Origin of the sequence: Gordonia polyisoprenivorans, from assembly GCF_017654315.1 — a bacterium.
Taxonomy (GTDB): Bacteria; Actinomycetota; Actinomycetes; order Mycobacteriales; family Mycobacteriaceae; genus Gordonia; species Gordonia polyisoprenivorans_A.
In genome coordinates this window covers 2,443,712-2,460,502 of sequence record NZ_CP072203.1, presented here as the reverse complement: position 1 = coordinate 2,460,502, position 16,791 = coordinate 2,443,712, and the positions used below count along the sequence as shown (strand labels likewise).

Here is a 16,791-nt window from a genome sequence, read left to right as displayed (position 1 = left end):
TAATGAATAACATCTGCGCTGAACTCACTGTTGTCGAGCTCGGCTCGGGCAGTCCCGCCGGTTCCATCGCCGGGATGATCCTCGCCGACGCAGGCGCACGCGTGATCAAGATCGAGCCGCCGAGGGGCGATGGCCTGCGGCGCCGTCTGCCAAGCGGCTTCCTCGTGTGGAACCGTGGCAAGGAGAGCGTCGTCGCCGACCTGACCACACTCGAGGGGCGCAAGGCAGTCCAGGGTCTCGCTGCGAGCGCCGACATCGTCATCGATGCATTGCCGATCGACCGGTCCGACGATTACGACGTCGGGTACGACCTGCTGTCGAAGGTGAACCCCCGCCTGGTGTATCTGGACATCACACCGTTTGGACACACCGGGCCGTACAGATACATCAAAGGCCACGACTCCCTCGTCGCGGCGAAGGCCGGGCTGTGGGCCCGCGGCGCATTCGGGCACCGGGACGGACCGATCATGTACCCGGTCCCGTGGGGCAGTTTCGGCGCCGCCCACCAGGGCGTCGCGGGCGCACTCGCCGCGCTGATGGTGCGCGAGACGACCGGCCGCGGCCAGAAAGTCGATGCCACCATCTGGGCAGGCCTCGAGCCTGCGGATTACTACGTCACGGTCGTCGCCCAGCTGATGAAGAAGCGCGGCGAGAAGCCGACGGGCGACTCCCGATCCGCCAACGCAGCGAGCCGCTACGGAGTTCTGCTCACGACCAAGGATGGACGCTTCATCCAGACCTCGACCTTGCTGCCGAAGCAGGGCTGGGCGCTGGTCGACGTCGCTGGCGTCCGCGACCAGTTGCAAGACGAGCGCTTCGCGGACCTACCCTCCTTCCCGACCGCGGAGATCGCCCAGGAGTTCGAGGACATCCTGCTCACGGCGTTCCGGGACAAGGATCTCGACCACTGGGTCCCGCGTCTGGTCGCGAGCCCCGACGTGGCCTTCGAAATCGCCGCAACATGCGAGGAAGGCCTCGACCACCCGCAGATCGTGCACAACGGCGACAGCATCTCGGTCGAGGACCCTGTACACGGCACGATCCGCCAGGTGGGCCCGGTCGCACACTTCACCGACACGCCACTGAGGGTGCTCGGTTCGGCACCGATCCTCGGTGCGCACGGCGAGCTCCCGAGCGGCCCGGCACCGGCGTGTCAGCCATCCCGTGATGAGACCGCCCCTGAACAGGCCCTTGCAGGCCTGACGATCGTCGAGATGGGTTCGTTCTACGCGATGCCGTACGGCGTGACCATGGCCGCCGCGCTCGGCGCGCGCGTCATCAAGCTCGAGGACCCGGCAGGCGATCCGCATCGTCGCTCCTTCGGTCCCGACGTCGCCACCGCGAAGACGACCCAGGGCAAGGAGAGCGTGTCGTTGGACCTTCGCACTCCGGAGGGCCAGGCCATCGCGCACCGGATCATTGCTCAGGCCGACATCTTCGTCAACGGCTACCGTGCCGGCGTCGCCGACCGTCTCGGCCTCGGGTGGGAGACGCTGCATGAGCTCAACCCGCGGCTGATGTACCTGCACGCCGCCGGCTACGGCACGGACGGCCCGTACGCGAAGCGCGCGCTCTACGCCCAAGCCGCTCAGGCGGCCGCCGGCAGCTTCAGTCGCCAGGTCGGCTACTGGTCGGCGGCCGAGCGCAACCTCGACATGTCACTCATCGAACTCCAGGCCATTGTCCTGCCCCGCCTCGGGCAGGTCGTCGACGGCGACTCGAACCCAGCCCTGGTGGTGCTCACCGCGATCGCGCTGGCGGCTTATCAGCAGCGTCGCACCGGGGTGGGCCAGTTCCTGTACACCTCGATGATCGGCGCCAATGCGATGGCGTACGCCGACGATTTCTGCACTTACGAGGGCAAGCCTCCCGCGCGCATCACCGATGACGACTACTGGGGCGTCAGCGCGCTCGACCGCTGCTACGAGGCGGCCGACGACACTTTCGTCTGCGTGGCCGTCTACAGCGACGTCGACTTCGGTCGCTTCGCCGAGCTCATCGGGGCTCCGGATCTGGCGAGCGAACCCCGCTTCGCCACTGTCGAGGCGCGCGCTGAGAACGACGCGGAGCTCCTCAAGGAGGTCACACCGCGCCTGGCGACGCGCCCCGCTCCGGAATGGGAGGCGGACGCGATCAAGCTGCGCGTCGGCTGTGTCGCGGTCAGTATGGTCGGACACGCCATCATGACCAGCTTCGACCCGGGCCTTCGCGAGAGCGGCCTGACGGTCGCCGTGCAGAATCCGAGGCTCGGCGAGCTGATCCAGGCCGCCGTCCCTGTCAGGTTCTCGGAGACCCCAGGACAGGTTCGGCCGGCGTCGAGCCGCGGCGAGCACAACCGCTCGGTCCTACTCGGACTCGGATACGACCAGAGCGAGATCGCGCAGTTCGAGGAGAACAAGATCGTTATCCCGCCCGACCAGACCGACTGAGCAGGGCAGAATCGAGAGGTCCCGTCGGCGATGCCGACGGGACCTCTTCGTTACGGTCAGCGCAATCGGGTGCCAGGGAGAGCCGCAACCCGGGTGCCGGGGAGAGCAAGGTCTCGATCGAGCGGTAGTGACGATCACGTGCCACCGGGGACGGTGCAACTCGCCCAGATCGCGCTATCGCTGATGCCCGTCCAATTCCCCCGGACCAGCTGCTGAGGTCACGGGTCTGAAACCCAGCAGCGAGACATTCATCAGACGGCGGTCGGTTCTTCCACCGATCCGAGGAATGATCGTCAGCGTGCGGTGACGCCGAAGTCCACCGGAACGACCTGTCCGGTGATGGAGCGGGCGGTATCAGAACAGAGGAAACCGACAACCTCGGCGACCTCCTCCGCCGTGGCCATGTACGGCGCCACCAGCGGACTGAAGCTGCCGGCGAACATGGCCGAGCGGTTCTCATCGCCGAAAATGCCCTGCAGGTCGTGACCCTCCGCCATCACGGTCGCCACTCCGCCCGGGGCGATCGCGTTGACGCGGATCCCGTACGGCGACAGCTCGACGGAGAGGGAGCGCATCAGCCCGACCAGACCGTGCTTGGACGCGACGTAGTGCGCCTCGAACGGGATGACCTTCACACCCGCGACGGACGCCGTCAGCACGATCGAGCCACCGTTGCCGAGGCGAGCCATGTGGGGCACCGCAGCGGAAAGAAGCCGGTGCGCTGTGGTGAGGTTGTTGCCGATCATGTCGTCCCAGTCGCTGTCGCCGAGCTCGAGGAACGGCCGGAAGCCTGAGACGCCGGCGTTCGAGACGACGACATCGAGTCGCCCCAGTTGCTCCACGGCGCGGTCGACCACCCCACGCACCTCGGGTCCGTCGCGCAGATCGACCTCCGCCGCGACGACCCGCGCGCCGAGCACCTCGCATGCTCCGACCGTCTCTGCCAGATCCTCGGAGGTCGCCGGCGGATAGGAGGTCGCTGCGACCCGGCCACAGACATCGAGGAGGACGATGTCGAATCCTCGCTGCGCGAACATGCGCGCATGGGCACGGCCCTGACCTCGGGCCGCCCCCGTGACGAGCGCTACCTGCTTATCCACCGAGCGGCTGGCGCTCACCGACGGTGCCTTCCGCCGCCTCCTCGACCGCATGGCCGAGGTAGCCCCGCATGACGGCCTCCTCGTCGAGCTCGCTTGACGAGCCGGAGAAGACGATGCCGCCGTGATTGAGCATGTAGACGTGGTCCGACATCTCCAGGGCCCTCTCGACATACTGCTCGACGACAAGGAGCGCGGTGCCCTGGGCGGCGAGCGCACGCAACGACTCGAAGATCTGATCCACGATCACGGGGGCGAGGCCCATCGAGACCTCATCCAGCAGGACGACGTCCGGCTTGGCGAGATAGGCCCTCGACAGCGCGACCATCTGCTGCTGACCACCGGAGAGACGGCCGGCCAGCTCGCCGAGACGCGTCTCGAGGGCGGGGAACGCCGCGAGTGCGACCTCGAAGGACTTGTCCTTTTCCCACGGCGGGATCTGCATGAGCAGGTTGTCACGAACCGTCATGCCCTTGAAGACGCCACGTCCCTCGGGGATGAGACATAAGCCGGCACGGCTCCGGAAGTGTGGCGCCGCCTTGTTGACGACCTCGTCACCGATCAACACGCGGCCGCCGGTGGGCCGGATCAGTCCTGCGGCGGTCCGGAGCAGGGTCGTCTTTCCGGCGCCGTTCGCGCCGAGGAGCGCGACGACTTGGCCGCTGCGGACCTCGAGGTCGATGTCGCGGAGTACGGTGCTGGCGCCGTAGCCGGCGGTGACGTTGTCGAAACTAAGCTGGGACTCGGTCATCGCTGTGCTTCCTTCTGCAGTTCCGGCGTCTCAGGAGCCGGGGTGGCAGTCTCAGTTGCCGTGTCATGGTCGGCTGTGATGCCGAGGTAGGCGGCCTGCACGTCCTTCGAGGCCATCATCTCGGCCGGCGTGCCGGAGAAGATGAGGCGACCGAATTCGAGGACGAAGACGTCGTCGCATATGTCGTTGACCAGGGCCATGTCGTGCTCGACCAGCAGAATGCCGACACCGCGCTTGCGGACCACCTCGGTGAGGATCTCGCCGAAGCGCAGGGTCTCGGCACGGTCCAGCCCGGAGGAGGGCTCGTCCAACAGGAGGAGCTGGTAGTCACCGGATAGGCAGCGGGCGAGCTCGACCAAACGCCGCTGGCCGGTGGACATGCCGACGACCGGCGTGTCCGCGAGCTCGGTCAGATCACACAGTTCCATCGCCTCGGCGACTGCACTGTCGACGTTGCGACCGTCCATCGGCTTCGGCAGCAGTTGCCTGAGCGGGTTGGCCCCCGCAATCCGGGACTCGGCGCCCAGGGCGACGTTCTCCCGCACGGTCAGTGAGTCGAACAGTTCCATCTGCTGGAACGTCCGGCCGAGGCCGCGACGAGCGCGGGCGGCGGGGGACTTCCGAGACACGTCGCTGCCGTTGATCGACACCCGGCCATTGGTCGGACGGTTCAGACCCGAGCAGGCGTTGAATGTGGTGGTCTTGCCTGCACCGTTCGGCCCGATGAGGCCGGTGATGCGACCGGTCTGGGCTTGGAAGCTGACGTCGTCCACGGCCACCAGACCACCGAACTGGACCCGCAGGCTGTTGACCTCGAGGGTCAACGGTGCGACCTTGACGGGGTTGGCCGCCGAAGGGGCCTTTGCGATCCGCTTTCCGCCACGGACGAACGGCGGCCGGCGGAACGCGCCGTCGAGCGACCGCTTGATCCACCGGGGCACACCACGCTTCTCCGGCGGGGTGAGAGCGAGCAGGATCGCGGACCCACCGAAGAGAATCATCAGCCAGTTCGAGGTGTTCACAGACGTCAGGTAGGACGGGATGACCGCCAGGCCGAGACCGGCCTGCAGGGCATACCACGGAGCATTGCCCGTGCAGATCACAATCAGCGCCAGGTAGGTCAACGAGACGATCGGTTGATAGCTGTCACCGGTGACGGTCAGCTGCGACATTCCGGCGAGAGCGCCGGCGATGGCGGCCAGGAAAGCCGAGACGCAGAAGACGAGCACTCGGGTGACGTTCACCGAGGCGCCGTTCGTGGCGAGTGCAACCGGCGAGTCCGCCATGCCGCGCAGCAGCCGGCCGAGACGGCTCCTGTTCAGGCCGACCACGAAAAGCGAGGTCGCGACGAGGAACACCAGACAGAGGTAGTAGAAGCCCTTGTCCGAGGTGAGATCCCAGCCGATGGTCACATTCGGTCGCGGCATCGAAAGTCCCAGTCCGAGCTCACCGAACATGTACTTCGACGTGTAGAACATCTGCGCCACGGCGATGCCGAAGCCGAGCGTGGCCAGGGCCAGATACAGACCCCCGAGCCGGATCGCGGGGATGACAAGAAGCGCGCCGATCGGCATCGCGATGACACCGGCACCCAGCAGCGCGACCAGCCACGGCCAGTGATGATCAACGGCGAGATGGGAGAACGCCGCCGCGCCGATCGCGGTGAACGTCACGTGACACAGCGATACTTGGCCCGAGGTCCGCACGAGCAGACCCAACGAGAGGAAGAGCATCACCATGGTCAGCGCGATGGTCCAGTCACCCAGGTGGAAGCCGCTCCAGCCAGGGACGGTGATGAAGAAGACCAACATGGCCACGCCGACAACGACCTGAAAGGGCCACGGCGTCGTCCACGTCTCACGCCGCATGGGACGCACCGGGATCTGGGAGGCCAGCCAGCGCTTCGGGAACACCACGAGGACCACGAACAGGACGATGAACGGCAGACTCGCCGGGACCTCGGCCAGGATGCCCGAGGTGAAGTACTTTGTGGCCAGCGCCCCGGCGACGCCGATTCCGATGCCTCCGATGAAGGTGATCGGCAGGCTGGTGAACGCGCCGATCGCGGCAGCGCCGAAGGCCTGGACGACCAGGAAGGTCAGCGTGGTCCCCGTGAGCGGAACGGCCGAGGCCAGCAGAAGGCCGGACAGGGTCGCGAATTCGACGCCGATGATCCAGGACAACCGGCGTGCACGCCCCGGACTGGTGCCCGAGAGATCAAGAAGGGCCGAGTCCTCGACGACGGCGCGCATCGCCATGCCGGTACGCGTGACGCGGAAGAACACATAGAGGCCCGCAGTGGAGATCAGAGCGACGGCGAAGATGATGATCTTCTCGTACGTGACGTTGGCGCCGAAGATGGTGACGGTCCCGGTGGGGAGGAATGACGGCACCGCGCGGTTCTGCTGCGTCCCGTAAATGATGGTGAACGCAGCCTGCACGATCAGCAGAATGCCGACGGTGCTCGTGACCCGGAGCGCGAGGCTTGCGCCGGCCAATGCGCGGGCGAGTCCCGCGAGCAGGAAGCCAAGGACCGGACCAACCACCACGAGAACGATGAGCGCGCTCAGCGGCCAGTTGAGACCCTGCTGGACGTGAAGGAAGTAGAAGGCGTATGCCGCGATGGTGGCCAGCGCACCGTGGGCGAAGTTGAACACGCCCGAGGTTTTGTAGGTGAGCACAAGGCCGACGCCTGCGAGGCCGTAGACGGCACCCGAGACCAGCCCAGCGATGATGAAGGACAACACGACTGGTCGAACTCCTTTTGCGAATCTGTGGACGAGATGAGTCGGTTCACGTGACGGAGTCGCCGTCTCTGAGTGGAGCAGGCCGGACCGCACGGCCACGCGGCGGCGGCCCGGCCTGTCTTACTACTGCGCTCTACGGGCCGATCAGCCTTTCGGCATCAGCGGAGCGAGCTTCGCCGGGTCGATGCAGGTCGGCTTGCCACCGTTGAGGGAGATGTACTTGCCGTCCTTGATCTGGATGTTCCAGTAGCACGTGTTGAGAAATGGTGCGCCCTTCGAGCCCTGCTGGTAGGTGGTCGGGGCGATCAGACCGCCGAGCGTCTCGTCCTTCAGCGCGAACAGGCCCTTGGTCACGTCCGCCGAGGTCGGGTTGTCACCGAGATTGCCGGCCTTGGCCGCTGCCTCGAAAAGCTTGCCCGAAATCCAGCCATAGAAGGTGCCGGGCCCGTAGAGGTCACTGTTGTAGACGTCCGGCGCGGACTTCTGCAGCGCGTCCTGGAACTCCTTGACACCCGGGATTGACGAGTCGAACCACGGCGCGGTCAGCTCAACACCGAGCGTGCCGTCGGTGTTCTTGTCCTTCGTCCAGGAGTTCTGGAAGGTGCCGTCGGCCTGAATCAGCGGGGCATTGAGGCCCTGCGACTTGCAGGAGTCGAGCACGCGCAGGACGACGTCCGAACCCGAGCCGACCTCATAAGTCTGGATGCCCGCATTCTTCATCTGCAGGCACTGCGCGGTGTAGTCCGGAGCCGTTGCGGAGACCTTCGCGGTCGTGCCCTCGACGCCGAGGAGCTTGGCCGCACCCTCGAACGCCGGCACTGACTGGGAACACTGCGGGCTCTCGGCGCAGTACAGGAAGCCGATTTTGTTGAAGCCGGCGTTCTTCGCGGTCTCGATGGTCGCGTAGTTCAGCGCCAGGAGATTGGTGCCGATACCGAAGAAGTTTGGATTAGAGATGAACGTCGTGCTGATCGGTAGGCCGCCGACAACCGGAACGCCCTTCGCCTGCGCATACGACGCCCAGGTCGCGTCGACGTTGCTCGAGTCCCCGACGATTGCGATCACGTGGTCCTTGTCGATCAACTCGCGGACCATCGACGTCGACGTCGTCGGGTTGCTCGCGTCGTCCTTGACGATCAGATCGATCTTGTGGCCGTTGATGCCACCCGCGGCATTGACCGAGTCGGCCCACACCTGCATTGTCTTGCAGACGCCGCCCAGGGAGCCGGCCTGGGTCCCACTGCAGCTGGCGATCGAGCCGATCTTCCACGCCGACCCGGAAGCGCCTGCGTCACCGTTCGCCGCGGATGTGTTCGTGTCGCCGCTGCTTCCGCACCCCGCCAGCGCCACTGCCGCAACGACTGCAGCCACGAAGGCCAAGACTTTCTTCGACCACATGAAGCTTCTCCCTTTCTGTGGCGCAACTCACATGTGCGCCCTACGTGGGGCTTAGTTAACCTCCAACCAACGAATGTGTCAATGATCTACCTGATCTGACTTTGGCATCTCTTGATGGAGCGAACTGCGCGCGTCGCAAAAGCGGGTCAGTCCGCACACAAGGCGGTGAAATCCAGCCCGGCGCCGCGAGCGACGGGCCCCAGCGACGCCACGCGCAGCCGAGCCTGCGTTGCGGTCGGCGGTCGGCGGTCGATGATCGGCAGCAAGAGTCGGCTGGGGCGCCCCTCCTTGGTGGATAGCATTGTCGGCAATCACCATCATGACCATCGCCGACTTGCCCGTCGCGGTCGCGTTGGGTGGCGACTGCCTGGCCGACATCAACCAGGTCCGCGCCCATTCGGGCGTCTTCGGTCATGTGGCCTCGGATTCGACAGTGGCCCGGCTGATCTCGACGCCGGCCGCCGATGCCACTGCTGCGCTGGCGGCGATCAACACTGCCCGAGTTGCCGCCCCTGCCACGGCATGGGCGGCCGCGGGGCAGGCCGCCCCGACCACCGTCGTGACGCCCGCACACCGGTGATCATCGACATCGACGCGGCCCTGGCGACTGCCCACTCGGAGAAGAAGCAGGTCACTTAGACCTGGAAGAAGGGCTTCGGGTTCCACCCGATGCGCGCCTTGGTTGACCACCAAGCCGTCGGTACCGGCGAACCGCATACCATCGAACTCTGAACCGTCCTGGACTGGGTGGACATCTGGTTTATGCCACCTCCGTCTCGGAGGTGATGCTCTCACGGTAGCGCGTCTCGTGCTCGATGGGTGAGTGGTAGTCCAGCGACGGGTGCAGGCGGTCGGTGTTGAACCAGTGCACGTAGGCTGCGGGCTCCCGTTCGACCTCGGCGCGGTCGGTCCAGGTGCGGCAGGTGTTGATGAGTTCGGTCTTGTAGAGCCCGATTGTCGATTCCATGAGCGCGTTGTCGAGGGCATCGCCAACTGATCCGATGGATCCGGTGATGTTGGCTTCCTGCAATGCCGCGGTAAACGCCGGCGACGTGTATTGACCAGGTTCAACCGGTGGACGCAACACCCGTAGGGAGAGAGGGTGTTTGGATGGGGCGTCGGCAGGGGTGGATGAAGTCGGTGACGGGCCGGCTGGCGATGCGTTCGCCGGGTTACCCGCCGTATCGGCGCGAGGTGGAGCGCCGATTCTGGCTGAGGATTGCTGACGGTCTGTCCAGTGATGATGCGGCTGATGCTGCGTGTGGCGTGTCGTCGGCCGTGGGCTCGCGGCGGTGGTTCCGCCAGGGTGAGGGCATGGCGCCATTGGAGTTGGTTGAAGGTTCTGGCCGGTACTTGTCATTCGCTGAGCGTGAGGAGATTGCGTTGGCGTGGGAGCGGGGTGAGGGAGTCCGCGCGATCGCCGAGTCGTTGGGCCGGTCGCCGTCAACGATTTCGCGTGAGTTACGGCGCAATGCGGCTACTCGTAGTGGCACGATTGCCTATCGTGCCTCGGTGGCGCAGTGTAGGGTCGGGGGCTGGCGCGGTGGCGATTCTTGATGGTAGGTCGTGAAGCCACATGAACCCGAGGGTTTCCCGTCTGGTTGTTCTTCTTCACGTCCGTGATCAAGGTGCTCCGTTTCCAGTCCCCGCCCGTCGAACCGTGCGTGCGGTTCTCCCGCACACGGCTCACCGAGGCCGTTCACCGCCAGCATTCGGTTTCTTCCGCCAGGCACGAAACGGCCTGGGCGCATAGACGATCCCATCAAGACTGATCAGCCCGAGCTGGTTGTCGGAGGAATAGAACACCACCGACCGCCCGTAACCTCGGCTGCGTTTATGCCGCTTGGCGATCACACCTGCCAATCGCATCAACGCATAATCTCTGATCGCGGCGAACCGGGCAGAGGAGTTCCCGAAACGGAAATATCCCGCCCACCCACGCAGAAATCGGTTCACCGATTCCACGATCGCGTTCACCGGCAACAACATCCGAGACCTAACCGTCAAACCACGGATCACCTCCCGGGCATGTGCCATCGCCTTGTCTGATGGCCAGCGAGCAAGGAACGCAATCCCTTTGGTGCCCGAACGTCCCTGACTGCGCACCCATCGATGGTGGAAACCCAGAAAATCCAGACCCTCACCACCGTCAACCAGATGCACGATCCTGGTCTTGCTTGCCTTCGGCGTCAAACCGAGCTCGCCAAGCACAGCCCGCAGAAACGCGAGTGCATCCTCAGCCTGCTGCCGAGTCCGGCACATGACCACCACATCGTCGGCATAGCGGACCAGCACCCCGTACCGACGCGTGTCCCACACCCGATCAACCTGGTGCAGATACACATTCGCCAGCATCGGAGACAGGACCCCACCCTGCGGGGTTCCGGTCACCTGCCTGCGCACCCACGCCGTCAGTCATCACCCCGGCACGTAACATCACGCGCAGCAGCTTGAGCACCGACTGGTCACAGACCCGTTCCTCGATCGCCTGCATCAACCGGTCATGCGGAATCGCCTCGAAACAGTTCGCGATATCCGTCTCCACCACCCACCGCCGCCCTCGCCATGCTTCATCGACAAGGACCTGCAACCCGTCATGGGCCGACCTCTTGGGCCGAAACCCGAACGAGCAGTCGCACATGCCTGCCTCGAAGATCGGCTCGAGCACGATCTTGGTCGCAGCCTGCACGATACGGTCACGAACCGCGGGAATAGACAACGGACGCTGCTCGCTCGTTCCCGGCTTCGGGATCCATACCCGACGCGCAGGCAACGGTCGATAACGCCCCTCCCGCACTTCGGCGGCCAACTCATCGAGCAACCGGGTCACCCCGTACTCGTTGACCCGGTCCACGGTGATGCGGTCAATACCAGATGCACCCTGATTACGTTGCACCTGAAACCACGCTCGCCGAAGGACATCACTGCGAATGATCTTGTCCCCCAACGAATGAAATCGCCTACCAGAATCAGCCTTGGCTGTCCGGTACAGCGTGTGCTGCAAGGCACGCACCGAATCAGACGGCACAACACCGCCAGCGGCGGGACTAGCCACACTCGTGGCACTCACCGGGCACCTCCTTCACATCACCACGCATCGACACACGTAGCGGCCCTTCCCTCACCCCGGGTTATGTTGTCCCGCAGGCTCAATCAGTACTACGGCCGCCTCCGACTCCCTCCCGACCGGCCACTCACTTCCCAGGATCACTGGTTATAGAGCGCCACCGCTTCCGGCCACCATGCCCACCACGTCACCGCAACGAGCACCTCGCAGATGACCGGGCCGGGGAGGGCCTCTCCAGTTCCCGTCGCCACTGTCAATACGTTCCACGCCCCATACGCCGGAGAGTTCCTCGGCACCTGCACATCCAGGTCTTCAGTGCCTTCCATAGGCCTTCACCGTGATTTCGGCGGCTCGGCTCTCTCTTCACCCCCACCCACACGGGCAGAGACCTCTAACGACGCCGCAGGCTTCGCTTCATGCTGCGGACCGCATCCTCGCTCCCCCTCACAGGGCTTTCGACACTGGGCTCCGACCCCACCCGTTCCCAGATGAAACCGCCAGTCTGCTACCGGGCCACCTGGCAGCTACCCGGACCGGACTCACACCGGCAAGCGACGACGAGCTTACGAACAGATCACCTACCCAACGGCAGACCTCCTGTTCTGCTGGACGCACGAATTTTCGTGGTTAACCCGCCCCGCGACCTGCCGATCCCGTGACCTGCGGGTTCACCTCCGTTCGGGGCGAGGTTCTTGTGATTCGATGCTGCCCCCTGTGTCCTGATCAGGGCGCGAGGTGTTCGTCGCGTGCTGATGCGCACGCGCGATCGTCGCGTCCACCGACAGTCTCCAGTCGATCCGCCCAGCCGTATCGGCCTCGGCGAGCACGTGCGCGAGCACACGGTCCCACGTGCCGTCCTGGGCAAAGCGGCGATGACGTTTCCACACCGTCTGCCACGGCCCGAACACCTCAACTGGCAAGTCCCGCCACGGAATTCCGGTCCGGTACCGATAGGCCATGCCCTCGACCACTCGGCGATGTTCACCACATGGATGCGCACGCTTACCCACATTCGACGGCAACAGTGGTTCGATCCGTGCCCACTGCTCGTCGGTGAACACTTGATACCTCGACGTCATCAGCGCCACGAAAACAGCATGCGCCCACCAGACCCACACATATGGGAAACACGCCCTAGATGATCATCAGAATTCTGCTGCTGCACCGTCGAGCGATTGATGAAAGCCGATGGGCTACCACGGGATACCGCGGTTGACGACACGTAAGACCACTCGCAGTGAGGGTGCCGAGACGCCACAGCCGGCTGATCGGGTCACACGGCAGTTCACCGCCCAAGCGCCGAATGACTTGTGGGTCGACCTGACCTACATCCGCACCCACTCCGGCTGGGTGTATGCGGCATTCATCCTCGATGTGTTCTCCCGCATGGCCGTCGGCTGGCAGGTGTCCACGACCATGCATACCGGCCTCGCACTCGATGCCCCGGACATGGGGTTGTGGGCGCTCGCGGGCCCGGCCAGGATGTGCCCGACAGACCCTCGACTTCTACACCCCACGCAAAAACTTCGAAGCCCTCCTACGAGACAACGTTGCTTGCACGGGTTGACATCGCCCAGACCACTGTGGACCTAATCCGCTAACTAAGTTGACGATTACTGGTACCTTCGGGCGAGTCATCCCACGACCTTGCGATCGATCATTTGACGCTCGAGCCGACGGTCTGGCGACCCGGTTCGCCGTGGGCACACCGAGTACCTGTGAGAGAGGGACCATGCGTGAGCACCACCGTTGAGGCGCCGGTCGGTGCCACTCCGCCACTCGATCGCACCTCGGTCGGCGACCGGTTGCTCGCGATCGCCGAGCGATGTCCCGAGGCACCCGCCCTGCTCTGGGACCTGGACACCGAGCCCGCCTCGATGACCTTCGCGGAGCTCGCCCGCCGAGCCCGCGTCTTGGCCGGCCGACTCCTCGAGGAGCTCACGCCGGGCGATAGGCTGGTGCTCTGGTCGGGCAACAACCCCGAGTGGGTGGTCGCCGAGTTCGCGGCCGCCCTCGCCGGTGTGGTGCTCGTGCCGATGAACCCGGCGCTCACCGACGACGAGGCCCGATACATCGTCGCGAGCAGTAGTGCTCGCGTTGTGCTCGCCGGTCCACAATGGCGCGGCCGGGATCTGATCACGTCGGCCGCCGCCCTGCAACCGGACCTGATCGTGCACGCGCTGGCCGAGTGGGCCGCGATCTCCGACGACGCGACCGTGCCAGGGACCCTCCCCGCTGTCTCCCCCGACGACGATCTCCTGATCCAGTACACCTCGGGTACCACCGGCACACCGAAGGGCGCGGTGCTCACCCACTTGGTCGGCACGAATGTCGGGCCGCTGTCCCACCGAGCGCTCGGGCTCACCGACGACGATGTCGTCTGCTCACCACTTCCGTTCCACCATGTCGGCGGCTCACTGTGCACCCTCCTTGCAACGATCCTGCGCGGCGGGACGTACGTCGTTCTGCCGGGCTTCGACGCCGAGCAGACGATGAGGGCTCTCCAACGCGGCGGCGTGACATTCTTCGGGGGCGTCCCGACGATGATGCTCGCACTGCTCGAGCTGGGCGGAGGCACCGCGCCCGACCTCCCCTCGCTGCGCATGACGATGATCGGCGGCTCGGTCGTGTCGCCCTCACTGATTGCGATGATCGAGGCGGCCTTCGCCGTGGAGGTCGCCAACGGCTACGGCCAGTCCGAAGCCCCGTCCTCGCTCCAGACCGTCCCGGGCGACAGTGCCGTCGTCAAGGCCGAGACCATCGGGCGGGCGAACCCTTACCGGGAGGTGGCGATCCTCGACCCATTGAGGAAGCCTCTGCCCGCCGGCACCGTGGGCGAGCTCTGCATCCGCGGCGAGCTCATTATGCGCGGCTATTGGGAACAGTTGCGCGACGGACGTCCGACGTCTGCGTACGACGAGCACGGCTGGCTCCACACCGGCGATCTGGCCGCCATGGACGAGGACGGCGTCGTCACCCTGCACGGACGGCTTCGGGACGTGATCATTCGCGGCGGCGAGAACATCTATCCGGCCGAGGTCGAGTCGGTACTGGCGACCCATCCGGACATCACCGACGTCGCCGTGGTCGCAGCGCCCGACGAACGCTGGGGCGAGGTGCCGATCGCCTTCGTCCGTACGACGTCCGGCACCATCAACGCTACTGCTCTCGAGGAGTTCGCCCGCACCCATCTCGCGAGCTTCAAGGTCCCGCGCACCTGGCACCGGGTGTCGGCCTTCCCACTCACCGCCTCGGGCAAGATCCAGAAGTTCAAACTGTCCCAGCACCTCCAGCGGCCATGAGCACCTCGCGGGCCTCGGCTTGGAGCATCTTGTCGTTGGGCGCGCGGGGCACGTCCGCGAACACCAGCGTGCCCGGCACCTTGTAGCCCGCCATCGTCGCGCGCAACGCCGTAATGATCCGCTCCGCTGCCCCCCCTACTCGGTCGACTCCGTGTCCGGAGAAGACGACGCTGTCGAGCTGGGTCAACAGCGCCAGGCCCCCTCCCCCATACCGGTAGTCGACTTCGACCGGCATAGCCCGGATCCTTCGCGCCGCGAAGAACGCCTCCAGGTACTCGTCGCCGTTGAACAGACCGATCGCGACGGTACCGCCCTGGCGAACGCCGCTCGCCAACATTGCGCCGCGCGGTCCTCGAAGTCGCGCCACCTACGAGACCGTCCACCATGCTGAAGAGCGACCGCCTCCGGCAAAACACCACTGATGTCCCACCACGTCGCGATGTGCAGCTCCGCTGAGGATCGCCTAGCTTCGCCGAGGCGTACACGCCGCGTCCGATGAGCATCGGGTTCACGCTGGTACTGCTCTGAGATTGATGATGACGCTATCGGCCGGGAGATGCGGCCGTGCGGCCCGCATCATCGGAAACGTCGCGAACGGGCCAGACTCCCAGTCCGCGACGTAGATCTCGTCGGCGATCGACCGCAGCGAGCCGTGCGCCGGGATCTGCACGTTGTTGACCAGGATGTCGAGTCCGCCCAGGCCCCGCGACCGCCTCCGTGACCGTGCGGCCGACGTCGTCGGCGACGGTCACGTCGCCGTCGATGACCACGGCCACGCCACCCAGCGCACGGATCTCGTGCGCGACGGCGGCGAGCTTGGCCTCGGTGCGTCCCATCCGGCCGCTGGCGGCCCCTTCTGCGGCGAGGTCGGGGCGATGCCGCGCCCCACGCCCTGCCCCGCCGGTCACCGGCGCTCACCGACCGTCCAGCGCTCCCGCGCTCCCATCGCGGCGCAAATCCGATGTATTATTAAGACTCGATAGATCAATGGAGGGCTCACGTTGACCGACGGCACGACCACCCGGCCTCGCGTGCTGGACCGCATCTGCACAGCTGCGGTCACCGATCAAGCGTTCATCGCGGTGCACGCCCGCTTCGGTGTTCGGGCGGCCCGGGCCGAGATCGGCTACGTCGAGGTCGCACAGGCGATGGGCAACTACTGTCTCGACCGGAAGGGACGCCTGAGCCCCGGCGCCTTCCTCGTCGGCGTGGACGCCGCGCTCGGCGCCGCAGTCGCCTCCCGCCTTCCCGATCTCGTGTCGGTGGCCTCGCTCACGATCCACCTGGAATTCATCGACCTGCGTCCTACCCGAACCGTCGACTTCGTCTTCCGCGGACGCGCGACCCACATCGGCGAGGACACCGGGTTCGCCGGCGGCGAGATCGTCACCGACACCGGCCGGGTCGTCGCCCACATGTCCACCCAGTGCGCGTTCGTCCCGATCGACACACCACCGCCCGTCATCCCCGGTTGCCCGATCGACGCCTCGCTACTCACCCTGAGCGATGGCGGTGACGAAGCGCTCGCACCGCTCGCCACAGCGCGGGCCGGCGCCCGGCTCCTCGCCGGGGGCGAGGATGAAGTACAGCTCACCGCGACCTCGAAGCCGGACATGTGCAACAGCCGCGGCACGGTCCAAGGCGGCGTCCTCGCCATGCTGGCCGAGCAGGCCGTGACCGCCGCGCTGGTCCGGAGCAATCCCGCGCTCGCCGAGGCCGACACGATGAGTCTTGACATCACCTTCATACGCCCGGTCGTACCGGAGCGGCCGCACGTCGAGATCGTGGCCCGCACCGAGCACGCGACCAGACGCTTCGCCTCGGCGCACGCCGTGGGCCGCGACAACTCCGGACGCGTCGTGATCACGGCCTCGGGCTCGCGCTACCGGGGCTGATCGCGCCACTCAGAGATATCAGAGATATAGGGCTCACCCAGCCAGCCGCGGCGGCCGGCCCTCGGATCGAGCAGGTCCTCGCCGTGCGTCACCGTGCTGGTGCGC

The 16,791-nt window shown here is 65.8% G+C and carries 13 protein-coding genes and 4 pseudogenes; 6 read left to right on the top strand and 11 right to left on the bottom strand.

Features of this window, described 5'->3' with window-relative positions; genetic code table 11:
• The first annotated feature begins 2 nt into the window (after positions 1-2).
• On the top strand, positions 3-2,429 hold the full coding sequence (locus J6U32_RS11035) for a CaiB/BaiF CoA transferase family protein (protein ID WP_208795469.1): 2,427 nt from the start codon (positions 3-5) through the stop codon (positions 2,427-2,429).
• A 293-nt stretch (positions 2,430-2,722) separates the two neighbouring features.
• Here J6U32_RS11035 and J6U32_RS11030 read toward each other — a convergent pair whose 3' ends face one another.
• The 5 genes from J6U32_RS11030 to J6U32_RS11010 form a co-directional block, all read right to left on the bottom strand.
• Complete coding sequence (locus tag J6U32_RS11030) at positions 2,723-3,580, bottom strand: SDR family mycofactocin-dependent oxidoreductase (RefSeq protein WP_280118982.1); 858 nt, start codon at positions 3,578-3,580, stop codon at positions 2,723-2,725.
• On the bottom strand, positions 3,522-4,277 hold the full coding sequence (locus tag J6U32_RS11025) for an ABC transporter ATP-binding protein (protein ID WP_208795465.1): 756 nt from the start codon (positions 4,275-4,277) through the stop codon (positions 3,522-3,524). The genes J6U32_RS11030 and J6U32_RS11025 overlap by 59 nt, the downstream gene beginning before the upstream one ends.
• A complete protein-coding gene (locus J6U32_RS11020; protein ID WP_208795463.1) occupies positions 4,274-7,024 on the bottom strand; it encodes a branched-chain amino acid ABC transporter permease/ATP-binding protein in 2,751 nt (916 codons plus the stop codon). The genes J6U32_RS11025 and J6U32_RS11020 overlap by 4 nt, the downstream gene beginning before the upstream one ends.
• Positions 7,025-7,168: 144 nt before the next feature.
• Positions 7,169-8,422 carry an ABC transporter substrate-binding protein gene (locus tag J6U32_RS11015; RefSeq protein ID WP_208795461.1) on the bottom strand — a complete coding sequence of 418 codons (1,254 nt, stop codon included), beginning with the start codon at positions 8,420-8,422 and terminating at the stop codon, positions 7,169-7,171.
• 146 nt (positions 8,423-8,568) lie between these two features.
• The gene (locus tag J6U32_RS11010) at positions 8,569-8,724 is read right to left on the bottom strand and encodes a hypothetical protein (protein WP_208795459.1); all 156 of its coding nucleotides are present in this window, start codon (positions 8,722-8,724) and stop codon (positions 8,569-8,571) included.
• 47 nt (positions 8,725-8,771) lie between these two features.
• Between J6U32_RS11010 and J6U32_RS27385 the strand changes: the two are divergent.
• Positions 8,772-9,136: pseudogene (locus J6U32_RS27385) on the top strand (transposase); the annotation flags it as partial.
• Positions 9,137-9,182: 46 nt separating this feature from the next.
• On the opposite strand, the pseudogene J6U32_RS11000 reads toward J6U32_RS27385, so the two are convergent.
• A pseudogene (locus J6U32_RS11000) lies at positions 9,183-9,482 on the bottom strand (integrase core domain-containing protein); the annotation flags it as partial.
• Positions 9,483-9,553: 71 nt separating this feature from the next.
• Between J6U32_RS11000 and J6U32_RS27380 the strand changes: the two are divergent.
• Positions 9,554-9,943 (top strand): annotated as a pseudogene (locus tag J6U32_RS27380) (helix-turn-helix domain-containing protein); the annotation flags it as partial.
• Positions 9,944-10,108: 165 nt separating this feature from the next.
• Here the strand turns inward: J6U32_RS27380 and J6U32_RS27655 are convergent.
• The 3 genes from J6U32_RS27655 to J6U32_RS10985 all read right to left on the bottom strand — a co-directional run bounded on the left by J6U32_RS27655 (position 10,109) and on the right by J6U32_RS10985 (position 12,550).
• Positions 10,109-10,765 (bottom strand): group II intron maturase-specific domain-containing protein, encoded by a 657-nt coding sequence (locus J6U32_RS27655; RefSeq protein ID WP_280118981.1) that lies wholly within the window; start codon positions 10,763-10,765, stop codon positions 10,109-10,111.
• A complete protein-coding gene (locus J6U32_RS27650) occupies positions 10,746-11,492 on the bottom strand; it encodes a reverse transcriptase domain-containing protein (RefSeq protein ID WP_280118980.1) in 747 nt (248 codons plus the stop codon). The genes J6U32_RS27655 and J6U32_RS27650 overlap by 20 nt, the downstream gene beginning before the upstream one ends.
• A 665-nt stretch (positions 11,493-12,157) precedes the next feature.
• The gene (locus tag J6U32_RS10985) at positions 12,158-12,550 is read right to left on the bottom strand and encodes an IS5 family transposase (protein WP_208795457.1); all 393 of its coding nucleotides are present in this window, start codon (positions 12,548-12,550) and stop codon (positions 12,158-12,160) included.
• 127 nt (positions 12,551-12,677) lie between these two features.
• Between J6U32_RS10985 and J6U32_RS27860 the strand changes: the two are divergent.
• Positions 12,678-12,905 (top strand): annotated as a pseudogene (locus J6U32_RS27860) (DDE-type integrase/transposase/recombinase); the annotation flags it as partial.
• 320 nt (positions 12,906-13,225) lie between these two features.
• Positions 13,226-14,791 carry a class I adenylate-forming enzyme family protein gene (locus tag J6U32_RS10975; protein ID WP_208795455.1) on the top strand — a complete coding sequence of 522 codons (1,566 nt, stop codon included), beginning with the start codon at positions 13,226-13,228 and terminating at the stop codon, positions 14,789-14,791.
• Here the strand turns inward: J6U32_RS10975 and J6U32_RS10970 are convergent.
• Positions 14,760-15,128, bottom strand: coding sequence for a hypothetical protein (locus J6U32_RS10970; RefSeq protein ID WP_208795454.1), 369 nt, complete (start codon positions 15,126-15,128; stop codon positions 14,760-14,762). The two genes, J6U32_RS10975 and J6U32_RS10970, sit on opposite strands and share 32 nt — an antisense overlap.
• 205 nt (positions 15,129-15,333) lie before the next feature.
• Positions 15,334-15,699, bottom strand: coding sequence for a hypothetical protein (locus J6U32_RS10965; RefSeq protein WP_208795453.1), 366 nt, complete (start codon positions 15,697-15,699; stop codon positions 15,334-15,336).
• A 93-nt stretch (positions 15,700-15,792) separates the two neighbouring features.
• Between J6U32_RS10965 and J6U32_RS10960 the strand changes: the two genes are divergently transcribed.
• Positions 15,793-16,686 (top strand): PaaI family thioesterase, encoded by an 894-nt coding sequence (locus tag J6U32_RS10960; RefSeq protein WP_208795452.1) that lies wholly within the window; start codon positions 15,793-15,795, stop codon positions 16,684-16,686.
• Positions 16,687-16,791 lie beyond the last annotated feature (105 nt).